Source organism: Flavobacteriales bacterium, assembly GCA_020435415.1.
GTDB lineage: Bacteria > Bacteroidota > Bacteroidia > JACJYZ01 > JACJYZ01 > JACJYZ01.
The window spans coordinates 30,637-54,108 of record JAGQZQ010000009.1; the positions used below are offsets into that span (position 1 = coordinate 30,637).

General features: G+C 45.1%; 19 protein-coding genes and 1 pseudogene. 12 read left to right on the forward strand and 8 right to left on the reverse strand.

Features of this window, described 5'->3' with window-relative positions; translation table 11 throughout:
- The first annotated feature begins 106 nt into the window (after window positions 1-106).
- From topA to KDD36_03110, 10 genes are all read left to right on the forward strand, one after another.
- Complete coding sequence (topA, locus tag KDD36_03065) at window positions 107-2,506, forward strand: type I DNA topoisomerase (GenBank protein ID MCB0395605.1); 2,400 nt, start codon at window positions 107-109, stop codon at window positions 2,504-2,506.
- Window positions 2,507-2,523: 17 nt separating this feature from the next.
- A complete protein-coding gene (locus KDD36_03070; protein MCB0395606.1) occupies window positions 2,524-3,702 on the forward strand; it encodes a formimidoylglutamase in 1,179 nt (392 codons plus the stop codon).
- Between the two features lie 192 nt (window positions 3,703-3,894).
- Complete coding sequence (locus tag KDD36_03075; protein MCB0395607.1) at window positions 3,895-4,833, forward strand: type IX secretion system membrane protein PorP/SprF; 939 nt, start codon at window positions 3,895-3,897, stop codon at window positions 4,831-4,833.
- 146 nt (window positions 4,834-4,979) lie between these two features.
- Window positions 4,980-6,338, forward strand: coding sequence for an SUMF1/EgtB/PvdO family nonheme iron enzyme (locus KDD36_03080; GenBank protein ID MCB0395608.1), 1,359 nt, complete (start codon window positions 4,980-4,982; stop codon window positions 6,336-6,338).
- A 193-nt stretch (window positions 6,339-6,531) separates the two neighbouring features.
- Complete coding sequence (gldL, locus tag KDD36_03085; protein MCB0395609.1) at window positions 6,532-7,341, forward strand: gliding motility protein GldL; 810 nt, start codon at window positions 6,532-6,534, stop codon at window positions 7,339-7,341.
- 60 nt (window positions 7,342-7,401) lie between these two features.
- The gene (gene gldM, locus KDD36_03090) at window positions 7,402-8,973 is read left to right on the forward strand and encodes a gliding motility protein GldM (protein MCB0395610.1); all 1,572 of its coding nucleotides are present in this window, start codon (window positions 7,402-7,404) and stop codon (window positions 8,971-8,973) included.
- A 24-nt stretch (window positions 8,974-8,997) separates the two neighbouring features.
- Window positions 8,998-9,867 carry a gliding motility protein GldN gene (gene gldN / locus KDD36_03095; GenBank protein MCB0395611.1) on the forward strand — a complete coding sequence of 290 codons (870 nt, stop codon included), beginning with the start codon at window positions 8,998-9,000 and terminating at the stop codon, window positions 9,865-9,867.
- Window positions 9,868-9,933: 66 nt separating this feature from the next.
- Entirely contained in the window at window positions 9,934-10,410 is a 477-nt protein-coding gene (locus KDD36_03100; GenBank protein MCB0395612.1) for a hypothetical protein, read from the forward strand.
- 66 nt (window positions 10,411-10,476) lie between these two features.
- Window positions 10,477-11,178, forward strand: coding sequence for a glycosyltransferase family 2 protein (locus tag KDD36_03105; protein ID MCB0395613.1), 702 nt, complete (start codon window positions 10,477-10,479; stop codon window positions 11,176-11,178).
- Window positions 11,168-12,496 (forward strand): hypothetical protein, encoded by a 1,329-nt coding sequence (locus KDD36_03110; protein MCB0395614.1) that lies wholly within the window; start codon window positions 11,168-11,170, stop codon window positions 12,494-12,496. Before KDD36_03105 ends, KDD36_03110 begins: the two co-directional genes overlap by 11 nt.
- Window positions 12,497-12,509: 13 nt before the next feature.
- On the opposite strand, the gene KDD36_03115 is transcribed toward KDD36_03110, so the two are convergent.
- The 8 genes and pseudogenes from KDD36_03115 to KDD36_03150 form a co-directional block, all read right to left on the reverse strand.
- Window positions 12,510-14,519, reverse strand: coding sequence for a S9 family peptidase (locus KDD36_03115; protein ID MCB0395615.1), 2,010 nt, complete (start codon window positions 14,517-14,519; stop codon window positions 12,510-12,512).
- A gap of 79 nt (window positions 14,520-14,598) precedes the next feature.
- On the reverse strand, window positions 14,599-15,162 hold the full coding sequence (locus KDD36_03120; GenBank protein ID MCB0395616.1) for a DNA-3-methyladenine glycosylase I: 564 nt from the start codon (window positions 15,160-15,162) through the stop codon (window positions 14,599-14,601).
- Window positions 15,163-15,176: 14 nt separating this feature from the next.
- Window positions 15,177-15,401, reverse strand: a pseudogene (locus KDD36_03125) (SiaC family regulatory phosphoprotein).
- Window positions 15,402-15,416: 15 nt separating this feature from the next.
- A complete protein-coding gene (locus KDD36_03130; protein ID MCB0395617.1) occupies window positions 15,417-15,596 on the reverse strand; it encodes a SiaC family regulatory phosphoprotein in 180 nt (59 codons plus the stop codon).
- 4 nt (window positions 15,597-15,600) lie between these two features.
- Entirely contained in the window at window positions 15,601-16,167 is a 567-nt protein-coding gene (locus KDD36_03135) for a SiaB family protein kinase (protein MCB0395618.1), read from the reverse strand.
- Window positions 16,168-16,192: 25 nt separating this feature from the next.
- Complete coding sequence (locus KDD36_03140) at window positions 16,193-19,435, reverse strand: SpoIIE family protein phosphatase (protein MCB0395619.1); 3,243 nt, start codon at window positions 19,433-19,435, stop codon at window positions 16,193-16,195.
- An 8-nt stretch (window positions 19,436-19,443) separates the two neighbouring features.
- Window positions 19,444-20,307 carry a hypothetical protein gene (locus KDD36_03145; GenBank protein MCB0395620.1) on the reverse strand — a complete coding sequence of 288 codons (864 nt, stop codon included), beginning with the start codon at window positions 20,305-20,307 and terminating at the stop codon, window positions 19,444-19,446.
- A gap of 93 nt (window positions 20,308-20,400) precedes the next feature.
- Window positions 20,401-21,036, reverse strand: a complete 636-nt coding sequence (locus tag KDD36_03150) for a TIGR04282 family arsenosugar biosynthesis glycosyltransferase (protein ID MCB0395621.1) — start codon at window positions 21,034-21,036, stop codon at window positions 20,401-20,403.
- Window positions 21,037-21,133: 97 nt separating this feature from the next.
- Between KDD36_03150 and KDD36_03155 the strand changes: the two genes are divergently transcribed.
- On the forward strand, window positions 21,134-21,802 hold the full coding sequence (locus tag KDD36_03155) for a hypothetical protein (GenBank protein ID MCB0395622.1): 669 nt from the start codon (window positions 21,134-21,136) through the stop codon (window positions 21,800-21,802).
- 106 nt (window positions 21,803-21,908) lie between these two features.
- Entirely contained in the window at window positions 21,909-23,435 is a 1,527-nt protein-coding gene (locus KDD36_03160; GenBank protein ID MCB0395623.1) for a hypothetical protein, read from the forward strand.
- The last annotated feature ends 37 nt before the right edge of the window (window positions 23,436-23,472 follow it).

Here is a 23,472-nt window from a genome sequence, read left to right on the forward strand (position 1 = left end):
CTCATAATTCAACAATTTGCTTTTTCAGGATGGTTTTTTCTTTCTTTGTTGCCACGAAGGATGAATTTTTGCGGAATTTTCACCCTGGGAAACCCTTCAGATTGATATGTCAAAAAATCTTGTTATTGTAGAGTCACCAGCCAAAGCCAAAACCATTGGTGGATTTCTGGGAGACGATTATCTGGTGAAATCCAGTTTCGGTCACATCAGAGATTTGCCGGGCAAAGGCCTCCACGTGGATATTGAAAATGGCTACCAACCTACTTATGAAATCTCTCCAGATAAAAAGGATGTGATAAAGGAATTGACCGAGTTGGCAAGCAAAGCGGAAATGGTATGGCTGGCAACGGATGAGGACCGTGAAGGAGAGGCCATCTCATGGCATCTGTTCGAGGCATTGGGACTCACCCAGGAAAAGGTCAAAAGGATTGTGTTTCATGAAATCACCAAGCCGGCGATCATGAAGGCCATTGCTTCACCAAGAGGGATAGACCTCAATCTGGTTGAAGCTCAGCAAGCCAGAAGGGTACTGGACAGACTGGTTGGTTTCGAGTTATCACCGATCCTATGGAAAAAGATCAAACCTTCCCTGTCTGCAGGTCGGGTACAATCGGTTGCGGTACGGTTAATCGTTGAAAGAGAACGCGAAATCAAGGCGTTTACATCCAAACCATTTTACCGTGTGCGCGCCATCTTTCATCTAGATAAAGACGGTGAGAAAGCCATACTCCAGGCAGAATTATCCAACCGTTTTGATACCGCTGAAGAAGCTGAATCTTTTCTCAAAAATTGCCGTGAAGCCAGTTATCAGATCGGGGCATTGGAGACCAAACCTTCCACCAAGTCACCGGCTGCACCATTCACGACATCCACGCTTCAGCAAGAGGCCAGCAGAAAGCTTGGATTTTCAGTAGCCCAGACCATGACCGTGGCCCAAAGGCTATATGAATCCGGAAAGATCACCTATATGCGTACCGACTCCGTAAACCTCTCCGAAACGGCCATCAGCGCAGCTGCAGTCGAGATAGGAAGGTCCTATGGAACCGAATATGTCGAAAGCCGCCAATACACAACCAAGTCCAAAGGTGCTCAGGAAGCTCACGAAGCTATACGTCCCACATACATGAACCATCGTGAGGTTGACGGTGAAAGGAACGAACAACGACTTTACGATCTGATCTGGAAACGAACCATTGCCAGTCAAATGGCCAATGCGAAATTGGAAAAGACCACTGTGACCATTGACATATCCAATGCAACACAAAAATTGATCGCCCGTGGTGAGGTGGTGAAGTTTGATGGATTTCTTAAAGTTTATAATGAATCCAGCGATCAGGAAGAGGAGGAAGATCAGGAAGGAATGCTCCCGCCATTGTCTGTGGGGCAAACGCTTAACCTTTCCCAGATGGATGCCACACAACGTTTCCCACATGCATCAGCGAGGTATACGGAAGCAAGCCTGGTAAAGAAAATGGAAGAACTTGGAATTGGAAGACCTTCTACTTATGCACCTACCATTTCTACCATTCAGAAACGTGACTATGTTGTAAAGGAAAGCAGGGAAGGGCATCCAAGGGAATACCTGGTATTTACACTGAAACAAGGCGAGGTAGCAAAAGAGACCCGTATCGAAACCGCCGGCAGTGAAAAGTCCAAATTGTTTCCGACCGATATCGGAATGGTGGTCAACGACTTTTTGATCGAACATTTCGGAGATATCCTGGATTACCATTTTACAGCGCGGATAGAGAAACAATTTGATGAAATTGCGGAAGGCCAACTGGAGTGGAACAAAATGATCGATGCTTTTTACGGTCCATTCCACGAGGATGTCACCGAAACCATTGAGACTTCCGAGAAAGCCACCGGAGAAAGGGTTTTGGGAGATGATCCGGAATCAGGAAAACCGGTGATTGTGCGCATCGGCCGATATGGCCCCATGGTTCAGATTGGTACGGTAGACGATGAAGAAAAGCCGCGGTTTGCAAGCCTGCGAAAGAATCAACGCATTGAAGACATCACGTTTGAGGAGGCTCTGGAATTGTTTAAACTACCACGGCCAGTTGGACAATTTGAAGACAAAGATGTGATCGCCAACATTGGTCGGTTCGGTCCTTATGTGATGCACGATGGCAAATTTGTAAGCCTCAAGGAAGATGACCCTATGGAAATACAAATTGATAGGGCCATTGAACTGATTCTCGAAAAGCGAAAAGCAGACAGCGAGCGCATTATCAAGACCTTTGAACAAGACGCGGAGTTACAAATCCTCAAAGGACGATGGGGTCCTTACCTCTCTCACGGAAAGAACAACTTCAGACTCCCCAAAGACACACAACCGGAAGACCTGACCTACGAACAGTGTGTTAAGATTATGGAGGAAGCCCCACCTAAGAAAGGCGGGAAAAAAGAAACGAAAAAGGCCGTAACCGGTACCTCCAAACCTACAAGTAAAACCAAAGCCAAAAGCAAGGGAAAGGCTAAGGGAAAAGGAAAATCATCATAACATCCAGGTGAAATCATATGAAGGACATTTCAGGGTTTTTTAAGGCGGTCAATCTTGATTTCGTTGTGGGTGACATTGACTTTCATCCGCGCCAGGTGGGCAGTGAAATCGCCGTCCATCGCCAGGGAAACTTTCCGGAACTGGACAAGGTGAATATTGCTCTCATCGGTGTGAAAGAAGAACGGAGGGCAAAAAACAACAGGGGATGCTCCGAAGGACCTGACCCGGTGCGTAAAGCATTTTACAGGACTTTTCGCGATTTTGGAAATGCGCGTATTGCCGATTTAGGCGACATAGCCGCCGGGCATAGTCTCGATGACACTTATTTTGCATTAAGCGAATCAGTAGCCGAGTTGGTGAAAGGGAAAATAATACCCGTAATCATTGGCGGAAGTCATGACCTTGCCTTTGCCCAATACCAGGCATACGAAAAACTGGAACAAACCATTAACATTGTTTCAATTGATAATACGCTGGATCTAGGGCTTTCGAAGGACGAAGAACTGAACGCCACCTCGTACCTGGGCAAGATTATCATGAGAAAACCAAACTACTTGTTCAATCACTGTACGCTTGGTTATCAGAGCTATCTTACGGATCCGGAAGCAGTACAGTTAATGGCAAGTTTACATTTTGATTGCCAGCGTCTGGGCGCTATCCAATCTTCCCTTATCGAGACAGAACCTTCCATCAGAAATGCAGACATGCTGAGCTTTGATATGTCTGCCATCCGCTCATCAGATGCTCCTGGTCATGAACAAGCGGTTCCCAATGGACTTTTTGGGCAGGAAGCCTGCCAACTGATGCGCTATGCAGGTTTAAGTGAGAAAATATCATCCCTGGGATTATACGAATTCAACCCACTTTTTGACCCCAGAAGCCAAACAGCCCATTTGATATCCCAGATGATCTGGTATTTTGTTGAGGGTTACAGCGGAAGAAAACACGACTTTCCCTTTACTGACGCGTCGCAATACATTGTATACCACGTAAACATTAGCGAACACAGTCAGGAATTGGTTTTCTATAAAAGCAAGAAAAGCGACCGATGGTGGATGAATGTACCCTTCCTATCAGATGCAGGAAGTCGCTACGAACGGCATCATATGGTCCCCTGCTCGTATAAGGATTATGAGCTGGCATGCCAGGATGATCTGCCTGATCGGTGGTGGCAAGCCTATCAAAAACTTAATTAGGCTTTACCTGATAACCTTTTTCCCAAGAGCTGCGTAGAAATCTGTTACGAGATTATTAAAAGCTACCCATGTAAATTCAGCATGTTGGGGCGTTAAAAATTTGCGAATGCATTTTTTTATTTGTTTCTTTAGCGGCCAAAGTGTCTGTTAGTTAAGGGTAGATGTGTAAATAAATTTCTTGTAGTAATCATTATGAAAAAGACAATTCTTGCAATAGGAATGGCCTTTTCGGGCTTGTTCGCATACGCTCAACAGGATGCGCAATTCAGCCAGAATATGTTCAATAGACTGGCGATCAATGCGGGCTATGCAGGAAGTCGTGGAGCGATCTGTGGTACTTTGTTGTATCGCACGCAATGGGTTGGTTTTGATGGTGCGCCAGAGACGACTTTATTGAGTGTGGATATGCCGGTGAAGGTTTTATATGGTGGTGCAGGGATTACAGTATTTCAGGATCAGCTGGGTGCGGAAAAGAATTTTAGCGCAACACTGGATTATGCTTATCGCAGAACGCTGGGCGCAGGTAATGTTGGCATAGGCATTGAACTGGGCTTATTTAATAAAAATCTCCGCGGTCTGGCAAGTAACGGGGTCAAAGATGGCTTGGTACCAATAGACCCTAATGACCCTTCAATACCCGCGAATAGTGAGAGTGATATGACGGTGGATTTTGGATTTGGAATTTATTACAATACAAACGACCTATACTTCGGTGTCTCTACTTCTCACATACCTGAAACCGATGTCAAATTGCAAAAGATTGATATTTCATTGGCACGTCACTATTATGTGATGGCAGGTTATAATTATCAATTGCCAAACCCATCATTGGTATTGAAACCTTCGGTTTTCATAAAATCAGATGCAGCCACAACAGCACTTGATGTTAATGCGTTATTGGAATGGAATAGTACGGTATGGGCCGGAGGTTCTTTCCGCCCTGGTGATGCAGCCGTAGCGCTTGTGGGTGTACAAATCATCAAAGATCTTAAGTTCGGATACGCCTATGATTTTACCTTGTCTGACATCAAAGGATATAGCAGCGGAACCCACGAATTGATGCTGAATTATTGCAAGAAGCTTCAAAGTGAGCAGCCGCCGATGAGATATAGGAATGTACGATTCCTGTGATGATAATTAACGCTAATTGTAACCTGAAAGAAATACGAACCGTTAAAGGGCATTCCAAGCCCGAAGTTGCTTCAAAAAAAATTGGTTCAAAAAAGACTCGGGAGAAGAGGTCACTTAAACAAAAGGTGATAAAAAAGGAGGTCATTATGAAGAGGTTGCTTTTTCAAGCACCGTGGATCGCCCTGGCTTTCATAGCTGGCGGTTGCGGGAGCTACTATGACAACGGGGAGTTGACCGGTGTTCTCGGCAGGGGAACATGGTACATGGATAATCCGTATGGAACGATCCATATTCCTATGGGAAGTTTTAACATGGGTCCCAGTGACCAGGAGGTCCCTTATGCTCAAACAGCACACAGCAAGACGGTGTCGGTTCAGGCGTACTATATGGATGATACCGAAATCTCCAATAATGAATACCGCCAATTTGTGTTTTGGGTGCGTGATTCGATTGCTGGTCGTATTTTGGGTGAAGAAGATGAAGAAAGGTATTTTACAACCACAGATGAATGGGGACTTGATGTAGATCCTCCCACACTGAAGTGGAGGGCCTTGGTTAACATTCCCTGGGATGAGCAGGAAATAAGAGAAAATGGAACCCTGGATGAAATGTTCCTTCCCGAGAACGAACGATTCTACCGCCGAAGAGAAATTGACTCGCGTAAACTGAACTTCGAGTATTATGTTATTGACTATCGTAAGGCAGCCAGAAAGGTAAACCGTTACGAATACACGGATGAAAACAATTCCAACTGGAAATATGGTAATGGTATTAAAGATCGTTCGGATTTTATCATTCGTGATGTAATCAACGTATTTCCCGATACCCTCTCGTGGGTACACGATTTCACCTATTCCTTTAATGAACCATTGACCATGATGTACTTCTGGCACGTGGCTTATGATGACTACCCCGTCGTGGGTATCACGTGGCCGCAAGCCAAAGCATTTTGTGTCTGGCGTACGCAATTATTCAACACCTATAGGGCTTATCGTCTTGGTGTAAAATTCGTAAACGACTTCAGGTTGCCTACTGAAGCCGAATGGGAATATGGCTCACGTGGTGGTCTGGATCTTTCTCCATTCCCATGGGGAGGTCCGTATATCAGGAATTCCAGAGGTTGTTTCTTAGGAAACTTTAAGCCAATGCGCGGAAACTATATTGATGATGGAGGATTCCATACCGTTAAGGTTACTTCCTACTGGCCTAATGAATACGGTCTGTGGTGTATGGCCGGAAACGTTTCGGAGTGGTGTGAAGATGCCTTTGATGAGTCAGCATACAACTTTGCGCATGATCTTAACCCATACTTCTTTTACAATGCCAAGGAAAATGATCCACCAGCTTTAAAACGTAAAGTCGTGCGCGGCGGATCATGGACCGGTGTAGGTTATTACATGCAAACCGGAACAAGGGATTATGAATATCAAGATTCCTCCAAGTGTTATGTTGGATTTCGTTGTGTAATGACGTTCCTTGGTAGAGCCAAAGAAGATTTCCAATAGGGTCGGTCTTTGTTTAATAAGTAATCTGATTCGGGATATAATTTGTCGGGGATAGCCTATGGCTTATCTAATTATCGGTATACCCTAACAAAATTATGATACCTTGCGGATAGCAGGTTCGCAAGCACTGATATCTGATATAGTATTAATTGAATGTCTGAATTTGAATTGTTAACTATTAAACCCATTACTTATGGCAAGTTTAGCTGAGATAACCCAATCGAAGGGGTGGAAGAATTTTATGGCCAAGCTCTATGGCTGGGGAGCTGCGGTGGTAATTACCGGTGCCATGTTTAAGATCATGCACTGGCCGGGAGCCGGAGTTATGCTTGTAGCTGGTCTTACGACTGAAGCGGTGATTTTCTTCTTTTCGGCGTTTGAACCACCTCATGAAGATCCCGATTGGTCCTTGGTTTATCCTGAACTGGCAGGAATGCATGGCGAAGGCGGTCATAAGGCAATTGAAGAAGATACTGGTAGTCTAACGGAACAGTTGGACGACATGATGGAAGAAGCCAAGATAGAACCCGAAATGATAGAACGACTTGGACAGGGTTTGCGTGCATTCGGCGATGCTGCAACTAAGATTACGGATATTTCTGATGCAACGGTTGCAACAAATGAATATGTTCAAAATGTACGCACAGCTGCTTCCAACGTTAACGAACTTTCTGACTCGTATTCAAGGGCTTCTCAGTCTCTGACGTCTCTTGCAGGATCTGCTGACGATAGTGCTAATTACGCTGAAGGTCTGCAGAAAGTATCCACCAGTCTGAATGAGTTGAACGACGTTTATCGTCAACAGATTAGTGAATCCGCAAATCAGCTTGATGCTTCCAATAAATATAAAGAAAGCATTGCCGAACTGATGGAAAGCTTAAGTGGATCGCTTGATGATACCAAGCAATTCAAGGAAGAAGTTTCAAAGCTTACTCAAAACCTGAGCACATTGAATACCATTTATGGCAATATGCTTTCGGCAATGAGCGGGCCCAGATCATAATTTAACCAGGGAATCAATGTCTGATCCTTTTTGTTTATCTAAACAAGGAGAAAATTAACCATGGCAGAAAAAAAATTAAGCCCCAGGCAGAAGATGATCGGGATGATGTACCTGGTACTGACCGCGCTTCTTGCCCTTAACGTGTCCAAAGAAATTCTCAATGCCTTCGTTCTTGTGGACTCAGGTTTGGCGCGTACAACCGATAACTTCAATAAAAAGAATGCATCCACTTATGCGGCGTTTGACAAAGCAGCCGCTGAATTTGAAAAGGCAGTTGAATGGCGCAACAAGGCATATGATGTTAAGAAGAAGTCGGATGACTTGGTAAAACTGATCAATGACCTGAAAGTAGCTATTATCCAGGAAGCGGATAAAACAGAGGAAACAACTGTCGAAGCCGGACACATTCAAGCAAAAGACAATCAGGACATTGCTCCTCAGATTATGCTTGTGAATGGCAAAGGCGAAGAACTAAAATCGGAAATTGAAAGCTACCGGAAGTTCCTGACTGGATTTATCAAAGCCAAGGATGAGCACCTTAGAACTACCATCGAAAGTAACTTGAGCACTGATGACCCACCTCCGTCAGAACATGGAACAGAAACGTGGGTAACCCAGTATTTTCAGGGCCTTCCGTTGATTGCTTCTATCACTATGATGTCCAAAATGCAGAACGACATTCGTAACTGTGAAGCAGACATGATCAACTACCTGCTTACGGAGATCGATGCTGGTTCATTCAAGTTTAATAAGCTTGAAGCGATGGTATTGGCCCCGACCAACTACGTTGTACAAGGCGATACGTTCAGAGCACAAGTATTCGTTGCCGCAAGAGACTCCACCCAAGACCCGGACGTTGAAGTTGAGTTTGCTGGTCAGGATAGCAGTAAGCTTGCACAACCAATGAAATTGGCTGTAAAGGGTGGTAAAGGTGTGTATAAAGTGCCCGCTAATTCGGAAGGGTTTTACAAATGGGGTGGTGTGGTGAACATCAAAAAACCAGATGGCAGCATTGCTCCATTCCGTTTCAATCATTCCTATCAAGTTGCGAAACCATCTTTGGTAGTATCAGCCGATAAAATGAACGTGTTCTATATCGGCGTTGATAACCCTGTCTCCATTTCTGTTCCCGGTTTACCACCAGATGTACTTCAACCCTCGTTGAGTTCGGGAAGTATCTCCAAAAAAGGTAAAGGTTATACCGTTCGTGTGAAATCATCGGGAACTTGTAACGTTACAGTTTTTGCAAACATCAACGGTGAAAAGAAAAACATGGGACGGGCGGAATTCCGCGTAAAACGTGTTCCGGATCCGGTGGCAAAAATCGCTGGTAAAACCGGTGATGATAAAATTGCAAAGAACGTGTTATCCGTGCAACCCGGCTTGGCTGCAGATATGGAAAACTTTGACTTTGATCTGAAATTTATTGTAACGGCTTTTGAAATGGTCGTTACAGGAAAAGGGATTGACCCAATTCCAAAGAAATCTGATAGCTATGCCCTTACTGGTGATATGAAGAAAATGCTGAGGGGCGTGGTCAAAGGAAATAAGGTTTATTTCCAAAACATCAGGGCCAAAGGTCCGGATGGATCAACAAGAAAGCTTGCCCCTATTGCATTGGAAATAATGTAAGGCAATCTTAAAATGGGAGGTTCTATGAAGAATTGGTTGAAAATCGCAGCAGGTATTTGCCTGATCTCCGGAATCATCATTCCGGAAACAAGTTCAGCGCAAAACGTTTTGGACGGTGTATACGTTAAAGAACACCTTCCGACACGAAGGGTAACCCCTTATTCTCACCTGAGAGAAGCGGATGTGATGTGGTTCAAAAGAACCTGGAGGTATATTGATCTCAAGGAAAAACTCAACCTGCCTTTCGCATACCCGAAAAGTAGTCAGAAGATCAAAGACAGAAGAAATCTTTTCGATGTGATCCATGACGCCGTACTGGAAGGAGCGGTTACCGCGTATAACGCCTATAACGGTCTTTTACCTGATGACGAGTTTACTGTGCCCTATACACTTGAAGAGGTGCAGAATATAGGCGCTGACCCGCCTGATACCATTGGATATGAAGATCCTATTACCGGTGAATGGATCGAACAAATTATCACCAATGAGCTTAACCGTGATGATGTGGTGAAATTCAAGATCAAGGAAGACTGGTTCTTCGATAACCAAAGATCTGTTCTTGAAGCGCGCATCATTGGTATAGCTCCGGTAATGGAACAATACTCCGAAACAGGTGAATATATCGGTGACCTTGACCTCTATTGGGTATATTTCCCTGAACTACGAACCATCATATCCAACGAAGAAGTATTTAATCGCTGGAATGATGCGGAAAGAAGGACTTATGATGATATCTTCCATAAGCGCTTGTTCAGCAGCTATATAGTAAAGGAATCCAATGCTTATAATCGTCGGATCAAGGATTATAAAGTTGGTCTGGATGCACTGCTGGAAGCCGAAAGAGTTAAATACGACATCTTCTTCAAGATGGAACATGATCTCTGGGAGTTTTAAATCCCGCGAACCTTTTGGAAAAAGCCTCCGTATGAATAACGGGGGCTTTTTTTATATGAGAAAACAATGAAGAGACTCGTAACCATCTTCATCCTTTGCCTGACCCTGGGCATTGCAAGTGCACAAGATTATAGCACCGGAATCGGACTGCGATTCGGTTTTTTTAATGGTATAACTGTTAAGCACTTTGTTCAACCATCCCGTTCGCTGGAAGGAATTATAACCACACGCTGGAAAGGCTACCAGTTAACCGGACTTTATCAATGGCATTTTGATACTGGTATGAGCAATCTATACTGGTTTCTTGGAGCAGGTGTTCACACCGGTTTCTATAACAACGGCGGTTATTACTACGACAGACATGGAAAATATTACAACAAGACGGTAACCCCGGTTGGAGTTGATGGGGTTGCCGGTTTGGAATTTGTATTTCCTTCAGTGCCTATTACCCTCACTTTTGACGCCAGGCCATTTATCGAGCTGGTCTATCCCGGTCCCGAAGCCATTGATGTGGCGTTTTCCGCGAGATTCTATCTTGAATAAGTATCTTTCTGCCTGATTCTGTTCATTTCGGTTTTACCCAACCGATATGACCATCGCTTCATATCAATGCAGAATACTTCTCAACGTACCAAAGTCATCATACCGGCACTGAATGAGGAAGCATCCATCGGTCTTGTTCTGGATGCGCTGCCACGCAATCTTATTCAGGAAGTGGTCGTGGTAGACAATGGTTCATCGGACCAGACCACAACCGTGGCTGCATCAAAGGATGCGACCGTCCTGCGTGAAGATCGTCGGGGATATGGCGCGGCATGTCTCAAAGGTTTACATTACATTTCCAACCAATCTCCTTTACCCGATATCATTGTTTTCCTCGACGCCGACTTTTCCGATAACCCGAATGAACTTCCTTTAATTCTGACGCCCATCCTGAACAACGAAGCGGATCTGGTCATTGGCTCACGTGTAACGGGAAAAGCTGAGAAAGGCAGCTTAATGCCTCAGCAACGCTTCGGGAATGCTCTGGCAACATTTCTGATCCGCCTGATATATGGCGTAAGATATACTGATCTTGGACCATTCAGAGCCATTCGTTTTAGCGCATTACAGGCATTGAATATGCAAGACCGCAACTTTGGCTGGACGGTAGAGATGCAAATCAAAGCAGCGGCAGTGGGTTTGAGAATAACAGAAGTTCCGGTTAGCTATAAAAGGCGAATAGGTCAATCCAAGGTTTCCGGAACAATCCGGGGCAGTGTGATGGCCGGATACAAGATCATTGCAACGATCTTCCGTTATGCCTTCTAGGTCTTCCCTTCTATTTATCACACCGCTGATGCTTTCCGCAGGTCTATACCTGTTCATCGCATACGGCTTCCCGGGTCGCAGTCAGTTCGGCATACTTTTACTTGGAGTAACCTGCCTTTTTATTCTCTATATCTGGGCCTTAAGACATGCAAGTAACCTTGGAGCAACAGCACTTATTGTTGCTCCGGTCGTCCTTCGATTGTTATTTCTTCTCTCTATTCCTGAACTCTCTGATGACTTTTACCGATTTATCTGGGATGGCCATGTTATGCACCGGAACCAAAATCCCTACCTGGTTATTCCGGCGGATTGGGCCGGTCAGTTGTCGGATGGTGCCACGGGTATGTTGGCACATATGAACTCACCTGAATACCATACAGTATATCCCCCGGTCTGCCAGTTCCTATTCTGGCTGGCTACCGCACAAAGTCCGGATGATGTTTTTTCTTCCATGGTCTGGTTACGGGTCCTTACAGTGATTGCAGAAACAGGAACCATGTTTTTAATGGTAGCCATACTAAGGTATTACAAATTACCGGCAGGTCATATGTGGTTCTATGGTTTAAATCCATTGGTCGTTCTTGAGCTTACCGGTAATTTACATCCTGATGCTTTTATGATCTTTTTTTCGGTTTTATTCTACTATCTCTGGGTAAGCCGGAAGACCTGGTGGTCTGCCGGTGCACTTGGTTTGGCAATTGGTGCAAAGTTATTACCCCTGCTCATCCTGCCTTTCTTATTCAAGCATTTGGGTGTCAAACGCTTTATCAGCTATGCACTCATCGTAGCGATTGTTTTCCTGGGCGGGTTCATTCCCTTTTTGAGCCTTGAGGTCATATCCGGCATGATGTCAAGCATCCATTTGTATTTCCGGTATTTTGAATTCAATGCATCGGTATACTATCTGATTCGAGAAACCCTGTCTGCATTCTACGGATATAACCCCATCGCCCTGGTTGGTCCAATGATGGCCGGTATCTGCGTCGTTCTCCTATTCATCCGGGTTGTATTCACGATGCAAAAGTCTACCAGATTAAGCGATGACGTGGTGTGGGCTTTCTTTTTATATCTGCTTTGTGCGCTGGTCGTTCATCCGTGGTATGTGACCATCCTTGCGGCATTCACAGTGATCAGTGAAAAGAAGTTCGCACTGGTGTGGACATATCTGGTTTTTCTAAGTTATCACCGGTACAGGACACCAGGTGTGGACGATTCTTTGTTGATCATCTTTCTGGAATACCTTTTGCTGGCGGTCGCCGTTTGGGTTGAATTATACCGTCCCCATCTTTTCAGAAGATTGTTTCCTTCTGCTGTTTAAGTGAATCTTCGGACTACTTCAGATACTTGTCCAGCCAATCGAAAAACACGCGATGCCAGAGTATTCCGTTTTGTGGTTGAAGAACCCAGTGTCCTTCATCGGGATAATATAGAAAACGGCTGGGGATGCCCTGCAGTTGTGCAGCATGGAATGCACCCATACCCTGGGTTACCGGCACCCTGAAATCCCTTTGTCCATGTATAACCAAAATAGGGGTATCCCAATTCTGCACGAACATATGTGGAGAAAAAGATGTGTAGCTCTTTGGTTTCGGGCTGTCCCAATAGGCACCTTTCATATCAAAATTGGCGAAAAAATATTCTTCGGTGGTGCCATACCAACTTTCCATATTGAAAAGTCCGCAGTGTGAAACAAAAGCCTTGAACCTTTTCTCATGGTGACCAGCAAGCCAGTAGGTAGAATACCCACCATAACTCGCACCAACCGCACCCAGGTGATCTTTATCCACAAATGGTTCCGCCGATACGGCATCAATGGCCGACAGATAGTCCTGAATATTCTGTCCGCCCCAGTCGCCACTGATCTGATCGTTCCATTCCTGACCAAACGAGGGAAGTCCCCTTCGGTTCGGTGCAACGATCACGTATCCGTTGGCTGCCATCAGTTGAAAGTTCCAACGATATGAGAAGAACTGGCTGACTGCGCTTTGAGGTCCTCCCTGGCAATAAAGTAAAGCCGGATATTTTTTTGTTTTATCAAAGTCCGGCGGATATATAACCCACACAAGCATATCCTTTCCGTCGGTTGTTTTCACCCAACGCTCTTCAACTTTTCCCATCTTCACCTGCTTCAACAGGGCGTCATTCACATGAGATATAAGGGTTGATTTCCCGTCAGCGGGGTTCACAGCATAGATTTCCGTGGGCATGGACATGGACTGGCGGGAAGCAACCATCTGATTTCCGGCCTGCAATACGTGCAGATAATTGTGAACTCCGTTGGTGATCTGCGTGATCTTCGCATCTTTCACAGCTACTTTATAAATCTGATAGGTTGCTTTGATACCGCTGATAAAGTAGAGGGCTGACCCGTCTTTTGTCCAGGTAAGGTCTGTGGCCGATTGATCAAAGCCCTTGGTCAATTCCTTTTTGTTTCCCTCAAGATCAGTGATGAAAATACGATTCCGGTCTGATTCAAACCCCGCCCTTTCCATGCTCAGCCATGCAATGGATTTACCATCCGGTGAAAATACAGGATGATTGTCATAACCAGGCATACCCTCGGTCAGATTGCGGGTGGTCTTCTCCTGAACATCGTACAGATATATATCTGTGTTGGTGCTGACCGCAAACTCTTTGCCCTGGAGTTTTTTACATGAATATGCAATGTAACGTCCATCCGGGCTCCAGCTAATATCCGTGACGTCATATGGCTCGTCTTTCATAATATCCACAGCGGTGCCTTCAGTCTTACCATCAGCGTATCCAATAACGAACAAATGGGTATTGGCATAGTCATCCCATGCATCCCAATGCCTGTACATCATATCGTCAATGATTCTGGCGTCCGCTTTGGGCAGGTCAGGATAGATATCCTGTGTTGTTTTCCGCGTCTTCACATCGGCCTTGTAAGCCAGAAACTTCTGATTGGGAGCATAGGTACATCCTTGTATACCTCCCTGTATATGCGTAACCTGCCTTTCCTGGGTCCCATCTTTCTGAACTTCGTACCATTGGACGCCGTCCTCAGACATGGCTAAAAAACCGATCTGTTTGCCATCGGGACGCCATTGGGGAGCGAACTCGTTACCCGCATTGTTTGTGATACGGGTTTGCTTGGCACCGGTAATATCGGTCAGAAACAAATCTTTATTACCGCCGTTTTTTTCCAGGTCATAGGTGGCCACATCATATACGATGGAAGCACCATCAGGAGAAACGTCCATTCCTCCAATGCGATTGAACTTCCATAACATTTCCGGTGTCAGGTTCTGTTGTGCAAAAGAGGGGGAAAACAGGAGGGAGAAAATAACGGAAACAATGATATACTTTCTGATCTTCATTTTATTCCAATATGATTCGGGTTTAACAATAATAGCCGCCCCGAATTTACAATTATCTTTAAGAAAGTCATGAAATCCCCTAAGCTTTGGGCAAACCATACCTGAAGCAGGTAGTAAGATGATCATTCACCATACCACTGGCTTGCATGAATGCATAACAGATGGTGGTACCGCAAAATTTGAAGCCACGTTTTTTTAGATCCCTGCTCATGGCATCGGATTCGGCGGTGCGGGCGGGTACTTCAGACGGGCTGGAAAAATGATTTTTTTGTTGGGTATGTCCTACGAAGGACCAGATGTAAGCATCAAAGGATCCGAAAGACTCCTGAACTTTAAGAAATGCCTGGGCATTCACTATTGCCGATTGGATCTTCAAACGATTTCTGACGATGCCCTCATTATTCATCAGGCCTTTGATCTTGGACTGATCATATGCAGCGATAGCCTCTGGGTTGAATTGATCGAACGCCTGACGGAAATTTTCTCTTTTTCTAAGAATGGTCAACCAACTCAGTCCTGCCTGGAAGCCCTCCAGGAGCAGTAGTTCAAACAAGGCCTGGTCGCTATGTTGTTCCTTGCCCCATTCCTCATCATGGTACCGGATGTAGTCGGGATCGTTCCCACACCAGGGACATCTTACCATTACCTGACTATTTGCTAACCTGCGTCGTTTACAGCAATAAAATTAAAGGGGATGGAAATCAGGCGATCGTACTCTTCCCCTGCTTCCTTCATATCTTCATCCACTTCCTCGTACTTCCAGTCTACCTTAATTTCAAAACCATCCTGTTTGATCTGATCCAGGCGGGTAAGCATATCCAGGATATATTTGGCAGATGTGGAATTAAAATATTCGAAGAAGAATGTGAATGTAAATGCTTTGCCAGCACTATCCGGCTAGTTATCCTTGAGCCAATACAGGGATGACTTGTACTTATCCAGCCACTCCAGAATGGGTTCGTAAAACTTTCGTACATCTTCGGGTCTGGACTCACCTATGATTTCATAAGTACCCTTCTCAGGATCGAGGGTGATGGCCGGAGAACTTTCCGTCGCGGGTATCCTTAGTGCTTCCATAATCTTAATCTTCAGGTGATTGAGTTATATTAACTTGTAAGATATAAAATACAGACTGCATGTCATAGTCGTGAAAGGCGTATTCCAGCTTCCTTCCTGATCTCATGGCAATATCCACCAAACCGAGTCCGGCTCCTCCTTTTTCCGACACAAATCCGTTGGTAATGATCTGGCGGTATCTCTCTTTGAGACCCTCCCGGTCGAGACCATTGACTTCTTCAATCTGTTTCTTTAACACGGCCGCATCCTCTGTTGTGATAAGGTTACCTATCCTTACCAGATAACCATCGTCATTCTGGCCCAGCAATATGATACCTTCAGGGGCTTCCTTAATGGGATCCTCGATCATAATGTTCTTCGCATGCTTCAGGATATTCTCCATACATTCCACCAGCACATTATACAGCCGTTTCACCAGTACAGGATCATGTTTTCCCCTTTCAAATTCTCTCTTGGCGTGTTTCAACATCATGGTAATAACCTGATGTGAGAACTCGCCCTGGTAGGCGGAAATGATCTTTTCTTTCACCATGTTCTGGTGAAGGTGAAATATGATCTCCGGATCAATCATTGTTCGTTCGTTTTATGACGAATATTCAAATACGTATGCCGAATACGAGGATATCATCAATTTGTTCCATATTCTTCATCCATTCGTTGATGGTTTCATCCAGTTTCTTCTTCTGGGATTCCACCGGCAATGCGGATATTTCAACCAACAATTCCTTGAATGGCGGATAATAAAACTTTTTCTTTTTAGGCCCTCCTTTTTGGTCTGCGAATCCATCGGAGAACATATAAATCATGTCTCCCTTTTCGAGCTTACGGGTTTGATTCTTGAAGGAATCCTGCATACTTGGAGGTCTTTTTCCAATGGGCACCTTGTCTCCTTTCAATTCCTCCAGCACCCCTTGACGCACAAGGTACAGTGGGTTATATGCGCCCGAAAATCCGAGTTCCATTTTCTTATGATCAATGCTGCAAAGGGCAATGTCCATACCATCCTTTACCTCCGAAGACTCTTCCTTCTGACGCAAAGTCTTGATAACCTCTTTGCTCAGAGAAGAAAGTATTTCGGCCGGATTCGTCTGGTTGTATTCATTCACGATCTTATCTATCAAATTATGTCCGATCAATGACATGAATGCACCTGGAACCCCATGACCGGTGCAATCCACCGCTGCGGCGAGGGTCTTATCTCCTTTCTGATCCACCCAATAAAAATCGCCACTTACAATGTCTTTTGGCTTGAACAAGATAAAGTATTCCGGTAAACTTTGTTTCAGACTCTCCCGGGATGGCAGAATGGCTTCCTGGATCTTTTGCGCATAATTGATACTGTCGGTGATCTGTTGATTCTTATGGCTGATCACCTGGCTTTGTGATTCCACTTTTTCTTTTTCTGCACGAAGTTCAACCGTTCGCTCTGCCACTTCCGCTTCCAGAATTTTTTGCCGTGCCTTCATGTTACGTTCCCTTAACTTCATGATCATATAGATCAGAAGCAATGATGCAGCTATGCAAATGCCCACGAACCACCATGTCATCCAAAATGGTGTTTCGATCACAAATGAATAGGATACAGGTTCTTCATTCCAAACCTGATCGCGGTTGGCAGCCTTCACCTTCAGGGTGTATGATCCGGGTCTCAGATTGGAAAAGGTAATCTGATTGGTTTTCTGTGGGGGAGACCATTCTTTGTCAAATCCTTCCAGCATGTAGCTGTAAGTTACCTGATCTGGGTTGGCAAGGCTGATACCCAGGAAAGAAAAGGTCAGGTGATTCTGTTCGTAACCAAAGCTACCGTTCTCCGGATAATCGGCCTCTTCCAGAAATATCTTCAACTTCTTATCAATGGATGTGATGGGTGGAACCTTATTGGCACGATCTTTATCCGGATCCAGTTTCACTGCGCCACGGATCGTACCGAACCATACATTCCCCATTTTATCACGGGTGACCGCATTCAGATTTGTTTCAATGTTGATATATCCCTGCTTCTTACCGAAACGATGAAACTGACCCGTTGCAACATCCAATTGTTCCACACCATGATTATGGCCGATCCATACCTGGTCATTACCATCTACGACCACAAAAGTCGGTGACTCAGAACCGAGTCCATCAGAACTTGTAAACTGTTTGAACGATGAGCCGTCATACTTGTATATACCTCCTCCGTAGGAGATCATCCAGATATTTCCGGATTTGTCTTCACCAAACCCAAGGATGAACTTTTGGTTCAATCCCTCAGCCTCACCGAACTGTTTAAAACCATTGCCATCGAAGGTGGTCATAAAGCCACCCAGAATACCCATCCATAGTGTGCCTTTGCTGTCCTTGAACAAGCTATATACCTTGTCGCCACCTAATCCGTCTGCACTGGTATATCTCACTAAGTCATTGGACTCCGGCTCATAGGATACGGCTCCTTCCGGCGTACCAAACCAGAGCACACCATTCTTATCTTCCTGTATTGAAAATACCGTTTCGGATCCTGTTGATATGAATCCGGGAATGGGGGTAAACTTTCCTTTTACCTGGTCAAACAAATATGCACCTCCCATTTCCGTACCTACCCATATCCTGCCTTGTGTGTCCTCGTAAACACTTAGCACGACAGGATCTGATAAACCAGCACCAACACCGAACGATGTCACCACCGGGCTATAATACAATCGCTGACCGGAAGGTGTCAGGGGGAAGTTCATTCGCGCCAACCCTTCATTTGTTCCCAGCCAGACGATATTGTCCCGATCGGTCATGACCGACCACACCATGTTGCTGGGTAGATTATCATTGTGGTTATACAGCCTGAACATATCGCCTTTGTAAAGGCTCAATCCGATGTCTGTTCCCATCCACACATTCGCTTCCCTGTCCAGGAAGAATGCATTGGCTTCATAATACTTCATCTCCAGTTTGTTGCCGAACGTATGTACTTCTCCGGGAACAAATCCGTTGCCGGACGTCCCCTTTTCTGTGGGTACAAACTGAAACAACCCCTGATCATCCGTAGCGATCCAAACTTTTTCATCCGTGTCTTCAAAAATGAGCTTAACAGAGGTGGACGGTAATCCTTTTTCTGAAGAAATCCATGCGGTTTCGCCAACCGGGTTCTCACCTGCCTTCAACCTGAGAATTCCATTGCCTTTGACTGCAAGCCACAATTCATTGCCGTTGATCACGGACATTGAACGGATGCTCCCGTGTGTCAATCCTAACTCTTCGCCGAAGCATGCGCTGGCTTTATTTGAGGCAGGATCGATCAGGCAAAGTCCTTTGGCGGTAGCTACCCAGAGCCGGGACTGGTCATCAAGCGCCAAGGCAACGATCTGGTTACTGTTCAAACCTTCAATGGCCGTCACTTCTGGTCCTACCGGGTTGTAACTAAAAAGACCAGCGCTTTCCGTTGCCAGCCAAATCTTTCCGTTGGGATCACTTAACAGTTGGGTGATCGGTTTGTATTTGCTGTATTTCTCAAATGCCAGCGGATCACTGAACTGACGTTGCTCGTTATCGTAGAAGGTCACACCTCCACCCCAGTGGCCAAACCAAAGATTTCCATTGGCATCCAGACAGGAAGCTGTAATCCAGTCTTCCGCAAGCCCGTCTTTCCTGGTATAGTTTTTAAACGTGTATCCATCATACCTGGAAAGGCCTCCAACGGTTCCGATCCAGAGGTTTCCATCATGGTCCTGTTCAATGCTTTGTATCTGTGACTGAACCAGTCCGTCTTCTACCGTAAATGTCTTGAAGTTCGTGGATTGTGCACGAAGACCCAGGCTTGTGGCAAAAATCCAGGAGAAAATAATAACTATGCCTTTGTTGTTCATCATAGGTCGTATCACGGATTTTTTTGTTTTTCCTTGTTTACCGCTTCCGACAACTCTTCACGCCATCTTCTGGTTACCCTGGCCTTTGCCTGACGGCTTTCCAGCTCTTTCTTCACATTCGTCTGATTGATCTTGTCGACGGACTCTTTGTCTTCTGCCACCTTGCGCTGATCAACCACATTCTCCTTCACCTCTTCCCGGATCACTCTTTCTTTAGGATCTTCCTGGTTTCCTGCAGCGGCAGCCCGTTGGAATTTCAAATCTGACGCCTTGTTCAACTCCTCTGTTTCCTTTTTGATCTGCGCCTCCTCATCAGATATCGGAGGTGTTTCGGATTCTATGTGTATCGGTTTCGTCTCTTTTGTGATTTCCTCCTTGGACTCGGTTTTAATCAAGGGCGGATTTTCCTCTTTAGGCTTTAAGACATAGGATACGGAGTTCTCATATGGCACCGGCATACCGAAGTTCTCCTTGGACCTGATATAATTTACCTTGACTACTGCAGGCCTTCTGAGGCGGGCAATGTAACCGTCCTTTTCCGGAAACACATCCAGGGTTGTTTTGTAAATCAGGATGTACTTTTTCATAGATGCAGGAACCGTGGTATTCAACTCAATGGTCATCCCGACATAGCCTGCCTTTGTCAGTTCGATCGAATAAACCCCATCGTATGGGATATGAAAGTTGAAAGAACCGTCACTTCCTGATGTGGCCTTCTCCACGGACTTTCCGGAGCGCATCAGATTGGCAGATACGCCGGCGAGAGGTTGATCATCAACCACCATAACAGCCGTAAACTCCAGGTATGATTCCGCCGGGAACGCAGACGTACCCAGGCCTGTGATTAGAACCAACAGGAGAGCTACCTTCCTCAATAATTGAATGTTGTGAATGAATCCCATCTGATAAAGGCGTATATACGCTCGCAACCTAAAATGGTTGCCAGCGTACCGGTGTTCAGGATCATTTTATGGTTCCCAACGTTGGGTCTTATCGTTTTGCCAGCGCACAAGGTCTTCTTCAGTATCAACATCCTGAAGTTCATGCAGAAGCCTGTAACGTCGTCCGTGACCCGAAACAGCCTTTATGGTTTGCTCCAACAAGCCGGAACTGCTCCAGGGCATCCCCTCAAATATCCAGGGATGGTACGCGGTACTTCCTAACAAATAATATCCTCCATCCATGGACGGACCTATGACCACATCATGATGGTCAAGCATGTCAAATGCTTCTTCTATAACATGAGCAGTGATGTACGGGCAATCACTTCCGATGATCACGGCTTTTGACGCCCCATCCCGGAAGGCATCCCGGAAAGCCGCATCCATCCTTTCCCCGAGGTCTCCTTCCGGTTGCCGGCATGGTTCAAACCGTGAGGTATTCCACTTTTTTAATCCGTCCCATTCACCTGAATACCACAGCATCTTCCTGATATCCTTTCCACACCCTTCAGCCGCATTTAATGTGATCCGGAGTAACCGTTCATATACGCTCAGTGCTTCCGCATCCCCAATACTTGCTGCCAGTCGCGTTTTGACGGTACCAGCCACCGGGCTCTTCACAAATACCATGAGCGTAGACCGTGATTCACTTTCAGATTCCATCCCGGGACTTTTTGAGTTCCATTTCGAAATATCTGTATTATGATTGTACTTTGTATCATTGTCATACCTATTAACTTTATTTTCAGCTCATACAGATATGAAAGGATCCGTTTTCATACTTTGCTCTGTACTCCTCTGGGGCTGTACAACCGATCAGCCTGAGAGCAGTGATGAACCGGTGAGCAACAATACTGGTAACACTGAAACAGAAATCACCAGTCCACCGGAAAAAAAGGCATTGATTCCTCAGGCGTTGTTCAAATGGGAAATGGATAGCCTGATCGGTAACCAGCGTATTTTTGTACAAACCTTCGTCAAGCAACGAAGTATGAAGGATCTGGTTGAGATCTATACAGATGATGACTGGCCGGACGAGGAAACCATCATGGCGGTTTACCAGCTCAGTTACCGGCCTAACGGGAGTACCCAGTTCTTTGCCGAGCGGCTCTATGGCATGGGAGACAGGGACGTGCAATTAACGCATTACTTTGACGAGTCAAACCACACGGTTGCTTTTGAAAAATACGTGAAGTATTATCAAAACGGATGTTCTGAAGGACTGGCGCAGGAAACGGCTATCACATATTTTGACGGGCAATTCCATGAAGTTAGCTCTGAATATCTGCTCACGGATGAGAATGAGAATCCGTTACATGGCGCTGATTGCATCCGAAGAGGGCTTCAGGATCACGTAATTTTCAAAACCTACGAGGACCTTGCCAATGACAAGGGAACGAAAGTACTTTATAAGGGAAAGCCATCCTGACCGGGAAACAAAAATGAATGCGCTTATTGTGGTGTAAACCCACTTCGAATCTTTACCTTTAGTCGTGGTCTATTGCGTATGATACTTGATTTTTGAAATCATTTTAATGCACCAAAAGGTTAAACAGGTTTATCTTATATTCTGCTTACTGGCCGTTGTAATAAGCACGCGGGCACAAGTACTTACGGATAAGCGGATAGAAGTTCCCGAAAGTGACAACTTCAGTATCGTATCCTGTCATCCCATGGGAGAGCGGGGTATGGTGGTCCTGGGCTATTCGCTTAAAGACAAATCATCCCCGAACCACTATACGGTTGTTTTTTATGACACCGATCTGAATGTAATTTCCAAACGGGAAGTAGTGATCCCAAAGAAACAATATCTGAGTTTCAACTACCTCCAGGACGATGCGTTGTACCTGTTCTTCACCAATCAGAAAAAGGGTACCATGACGATAGAAAAAGTATCCCCTGATCCCTCCTCTATTTTCGTGACTTCCGTTCTTATCGCGCCAAAAACATGGATGGGCGAATGTTTTGTTTTGGGAAACTATGCATACATCACGAGTCAGCTTAGGAACAATGATTTTATCACCCGCGTTGATCTGATCCACGGCCAAAAGGAATTGTTAAAGTTCGGTAACGGTCCGAACAGCGGCGTGAGCATTCAAAACATTGAACTTTCTCCCGACAAAGGATCACTGCAGATTCAATATCAGGATTGCTCCAGCAGGAAGCCATGCACCGTGTTTTTACGGCTGTATGATAAGCAGGGAAATCAAACCCGGGAATTTAAGATTGAACCAGATGCAGACAAAGCGATCGCATCCATATCGGCTACAGCCATGGAAGATGGTTCCTACATCGTAAGTGGTACCTTTTCAACCGGATCCGTCTATACCGGTTTATATGGACGAACGGACGGATTTTTCTTCGCCAGATACAGAAACGGAAAACAGGAATTCACAAAATATTATCGCTACACAGACCTTAAGAACTTCTTCAGCTTTATGTCGGAAAAGAAACAAGAGAAGCTGGAAAAGAAACTGGAGCGAAAAGAAAAAAAAGGCAAAGAACTGGATCTTAGTATTCGAATGGCATTGCACCCCATCTTATTGGTAAATGGCAACTATACCCTTGTAGGTGAAGCTTATTTTGCCACCTATAAAACGGAGACCTATACCACCTACACCAATGGTCAGCCGGTCACACAAATGCGCAATGTATTTGACGGATATCAGTATTCTCATGCAACAGCAGTTACGTTTGACGGGAACGGCGAGTTATTGTATGATCAGATTCTGGAAATGTGGCTCTTTTACAAACCATTCACCATCAAACGATTTGTAAAGGTTTATGCAAAAGATGATCATATTGCCCTGGTGTTTGTAAACGGTCCCGATATTAAATCGGTCACATTCAAAGGCAATGAAATTGAACAGGAACGCGAGGTTGGAAAGATCGATTCCGGTAATGAAGGAGATAAAATCAGGATATCAGATTCGGAAATGGATCATTGGTACGACCGGCACTTTGTGATCTACGGCTATCAGACCATCCAGAACAAAGACGATCCCAACATCTTCAACAAACGATCCGTATATTTTATTCAGAAGGTAACTTACGGCATTTAGCCTATCCTACCGGAACCGGTAACCGAAGTATGAACTT

Coding starts and splice junctions, on each gene's coding strand:
- gldL (MCB0395609.1), top strand. CDS start 6,532: ATGGCAAGTTTAGCTGAGATAACCCAATCGAAGGGGTGGAAGAATTTT.
- KDD36_03100 (MCB0395612.1), top strand. CDS start 9,934: ATGAAGAGACTCGTAACCATCTTCATCCTTTGCCTGACCCTGGGCATT.
- KDD36_03105 (MCB0395613.1), top strand. CDS start 10,477: ATGCAGAATACTTCTCAACGTACCAAAGTCATCATACCGGCACTGAAT.
- KDD36_03135 (MCB0395618.1), bottom strand. CDS start 16,167: ATGATTGATCCGGAGATCATATTTCACCTTCACCAGAACATGGTGAAA.
- gldM (MCB0395610.1), top strand. CDS start 7,402: ATGGCAGAAAAAAAATTAAGCCCCAGGCAGAAGATGATCGGGATGATG.
- gldN (MCB0395611.1), top strand. CDS start 8,998: ATGAAGAATTGGTTGAAAATCGCAGCAGGTATTTGCCTGATCTCCGGA.
- KDD36_03115 (MCB0395615.1), bottom strand. CDS start 14,519: ATGAAGATCAGAAAGTATATCATTGTTTCCGTTATTTTCTCCCTCCTG.
- KDD36_03155 (MCB0395622.1), top strand. CDS start 21,134: ATGAAAGGATCCGTTTTCATACTTTGCTCTGTACTCCTCTGGGGCTGT.
- topA (MCB0395605.1), top strand. CDS start 107: ATGTCAAAAAATCTTGTTATTGTAGAGTCACCAGCCAAAGCCAAAACC.
- KDD36_03070 (MCB0395606.1), top strand. CDS start 2,524: ATGAAGGACATTTCAGGGTTTTTTAAGGCGGTCAATCTTGATTTCGTT.
- KDD36_03160 (MCB0395623.1), top strand. CDS start 21,909: ATGCACCAAAAGGTTAAACAGGTTTATCTTATATTCTGCTTACTGGCC.
- KDD36_03130 (MCB0395617.1), bottom strand. CDS start 15,596: ATGGAAGCACTAAGGATACCCGCGACGGAAAGTTCTCCGGCCATCACC.
- KDD36_03080 (MCB0395608.1), top strand. CDS start 4,980: ATGAAGAGGTTGCTTTTTCAAGCACCGTGGATCGCCCTGGCTTTCATA.
- KDD36_03120 (MCB0395616.1), bottom strand. CDS start 15,162: ATGGTAAGATGTCCCTGGTGTGGGAACGATCCCGACTACATCCGGTAC.
- KDD36_03140 (MCB0395619.1), bottom strand. CDS start 19,435: ATGATGAACAACAAAGGCATAGTTATTATTTTCTCCTGGATTTTTGCC.
- KDD36_03075 (MCB0395607.1), top strand. CDS start 3,895: ATGAAAAAGACAATTCTTGCAATAGGAATGGCCTTTTCGGGCTTGTTC.
- KDD36_03150 (MCB0395621.1), bottom strand. CDS start 21,036: ATGGAATCTGAAAGTGAATCACGGTCTACGCTCATGGTATTTGTGAAG.
- KDD36_03110 (MCB0395614.1), top strand. CDS start 11,168: ATGCCTTCTAGGTCTTCCCTTCTATTTATCACACCGCTGATGCTTTCC.